Below are 2,939 nucleotides of genomic sequence, written 5' to 3'. Positions count from 1 at the left end.
TCAATTTCCACTTAAATGTAAATTTCTAAGACAAGACATTTAAAATTATGAAAAAGATAATAAGCTATATATTTACTTTAGGTGCAGCACTACTCGTAATGTCGTGTAGTCTAGACGAGGTGGAAAACCCCAATGCACCTACATTTCAAAGTTTTGAAGAAGGAGCCACTCAGGCTGATGTTAGACTTTTAGCAGTAGGTCTGGAGGCAATCATGCGTAATGATTTGCACTTTCATTATCAAACAGTAAGCATTATTGGTCGTGAGTACTATGACCTTACAGGAGTAGATCCTCGTTTTACCGGAGAGCTCTTAAAAGGCCCGCTGGATAACAACGGCTTTTTAACTACCCGTGCTTATGCTGCATGGTATAAAATTGTGCAATCGGCTAATTTATTAGAAACGGCTGTAACAAACTCCTCAGCTAATTTAGCTGATACTACTAAGGCAGGTTACATAGGTTATGCAAAAACCTTAAAAGCATACTCACTTATGATGGTAGCCAATCGACAAGAAGATAATGGCATAAGAGTGGATGTGAATGATCCTGACAACTTAGGAGCTGAACTTGCCTACCAGCCAGCACTAAGCGAAATTAGAACTATTCTCAATGAAGGCTATAATGATTTGACTGTAGCAGGTGCTGAATTTGATTTCGTATTGAGTTCGGGATTTGATGGATTTGATAAACCAGCAACATTTGCAGAGTTCAACCGAGCTGTAGCTGCAAGAGTAGCCATCTATCAAAACGATAAAGCAGCTGCAAGATCTCTTTTGGCTGAGTCGTTTCTCGATTTAGATGGAGATTTAGATGTAGGTCCTAAGCATATATTTGGTCTTACAGGTAACGACATCGCAAATGCTCAATTTTACATTCAAGATCAGTCTGGTCAGGAGTTTATGGTGCATGACTCTTGGGTAAACGATGCTGAAGCAGGAGATAAAAGAGTTACTGAAAAATCTGATCCTTTTGCTTCAGGTAGAGTTAAGTTTGATGATCTGAGTGCCAGAAATCAAGTTTGGTTATACAAAAGCCAAGTAGACCCTGTAGCTCTTATGCGCAATGAGGAATTAATCCTACTGTACGCTGAAGCTAATATTGGCAGTAATAATAATGAGGCAGTTAATGCCCTTAATCAGGTTAGAACAGCTGCCGGATTAGATCCGTATGCAGGAGCTGTGAATGCTGCTGCGCTAACTGATGAACTATTGCGCCAAAGACGCTACTCCCTGTTTGGTGAAGGCCACCGTTGGATTGACTTAAGAAGGTATGATCGGCTAGATCAAATACCTCTTGACAGACCTGGCGATGAAGTTATTCGTGCTTTCCCAAGGCCTATTACAGAAAGTAACACTACTAATAATTAGACTTTAAGCAACATACAAAGAAGCCTGATAGTTAAGCTATCAGGCTTCTTTTATTTTAGTCATTCTTATCAACTCATGACCAGCAACTTCTTCGTAGTAGCTTTCATCTTTTCGATATCCTAATCTTGAATAAAAATCGAAGAGATAAGTGTGCGGATGTAATTCCAAATAATATACTTCTTGCTTTACTGCTTCTTCTTCCAATGCATTTACAATGATAGAAGCGTAACCTTTGCCTCTTTGGTCTTTCAGCACCGCTATTCGCGCCAAGGTACCTCTACCCTCTTTTACAAACAATCTACCTGTAGCCACCGGTGTTTCATCCTCATAGGCAATGGCATGTATAGACAGCTCATCGAAACCATCGTCATCAAGTTCTCTCGGTATATTTTGCTCAACCCTGAAAACCATATCCCTGATTTCGAGTGCATCGTTGTAATCTTCATTTACTTTCGCATCGATCAACTCTATCTTTAAAGACATAACTCATCATACTTTTGCTGTTCAACCAGCCCTTCTTTCAATGCCTCAGTGAGCAATTTACACGCTTTGCCACCCTCTCCGGCATCTCGATATGCCTGGGCCAGATACCAATAAATATCATCTGCATATTTATCGAGACGAAGTGCCTGCTGGTATAACCTGATTGCTTCTTTTAAATCGCCCGTTTTATAATAATAAAGTCCTTTATTTCTATAAGCCCAGGCGTTGTTAGGATCATACACAATACTTTTATCAATGTCAACTTTAGCCCTATCCGGTTGCTCTAGTTGTAGGTATACATAACCCCTGTTATTCAAGTAGTAAGGTTGATTCGATTCATGACCTAATGCTTGTTCTATAAGGTTCAGGGCCTTGTTGTAATTACGTCTTTCAATTTCTATCAAAGCTAATGCGTTATAGGCGTTGCCTTCAAATGGGTCTAATTTGAGCGCATACTTCAAATCCTCTTCAGCACTAAATAAATTACCCTTATAGTACTTCACAGACCCACGATTAATCCAAATTTCGGCATTGGCACTATCTCTTTTCAGTGCTTCGTTAAATGAGTTTTGAGCCTTATTATACTGTCTAAGTTTAGCGTAAACCAAGCCTTGCATAAAATACACCTGGGCTGAATCCGGCACCTGCGATTGGGCAAACGACAAATCATCCAAAGCTCTGTAATACTCTTTAAGCTCATAAAAAGCATTAGACCTATTGATGTAAGCATCTACATACTCTCTATCACAGGCAATCGCATTATCGTAAGCGACTATAGCTTTGGCATATTGCTTTTGTTCGTAATACACCACTCCCATATTATTTACAGCAGGTGTATAACATGAGTCAATAATCACCGCCTCTCGATAAAACCTGATGGCCTCACGGTAATTTTGCTCTGCCAAAGCATTATTACCTCTGATAAGGAAGCGCTGTTTTTGAGTAATGTCATCGTTTCCGCAGGCTAAAAGTAGAAAAGCTAAAAAAATTAATGATGCCGAGGTGTATATATTCATGAATGCAAAAATAAGTATATCCGTAGGTTATCGTTATTGATTTATAAACAAAACCATCGATAAATTGTGAAGA

Annotated in this window: 3 protein-coding genes; 1 reads left to right on the top strand and 2 read right to left on the bottom strand. The window is 39.2% G+C overall.

Features of this window, described 5'->3' with window-relative positions:
- Window positions 1–47 precede the first annotated feature (47 nt).
- Window positions 48–1,367, top strand: coding sequence for a RagB/SusD family nutrient uptake outer membrane protein (locus tag E1176_RS03060; RefSeq protein ID WP_155209109.1), 1,320 nt, complete (start codon window positions 48–50; stop codon window positions 1,365–1,367).
- A 39-nt stretch (window positions 1,368–1,406) separates the two neighbouring features.
- Here the strand turns inward: E1176_RS03060 and E1176_RS03055 are convergent, their stop codons facing one another.
- Together E1176_RS03055 and E1176_RS03050 are read right to left on the bottom strand one after the other, a co-directional pair.
- On the bottom strand, window positions 1,407–1,850 hold the full coding sequence (locus E1176_RS03055; RefSeq protein ID WP_155209108.1) for a GNAT family N-acetyltransferase: 444 nt from the start codon (window positions 1,848–1,850) through the stop codon (window positions 1,407–1,409).
- Entirely contained in the window at window positions 1,841–2,866 is a 1,026-nt protein-coding gene (locus E1176_RS03050) for a tetratricopeptide repeat protein (RefSeq protein WP_155209107.1), read from the bottom strand. The genes E1176_RS03055 and E1176_RS03050 overlap by 10 nt, the downstream gene beginning before the upstream one ends.
- Window positions 2,867–2,939: the final 73 nt, after the last annotated feature.

The sequence above is a fragment of the Fulvivirga aurantia genome (assembly GCF_009711475.1).
In the GTDB taxonomy this organism is placed as follows: Bacteria; Bacteroidota; Bacteroidia; order Cytophagales; family Cyclobacteriaceae; genus Fulvivirga; species Fulvivirga aurantia.
Note: the sequence above shows the minus strand (reverse complement) of the source record. Positions and strands in the feature narration are given on the sequence as shown.

Coding starts and splice junctions, on each gene's coding strand:
- E1176_RS03060 (WP_155209109.1), top strand. CDS start 48: ATGAAAAAGATAATAAGCTATATATTTACTTTAGGTGCAGCACTACTC.
- E1176_RS03055 (WP_155209108.1), bottom strand. CDS start 1,850: ATGTCTTTAAAGATAGAGTTGATCGATGCGAAAGTAAATGAAGATTAC.
- E1176_RS03050 (WP_155209107.1), bottom strand. CDS start 2,866: ATGAATATATACACCTCGGCATCATTAATTTTTTTAGCTTTTCTACTT.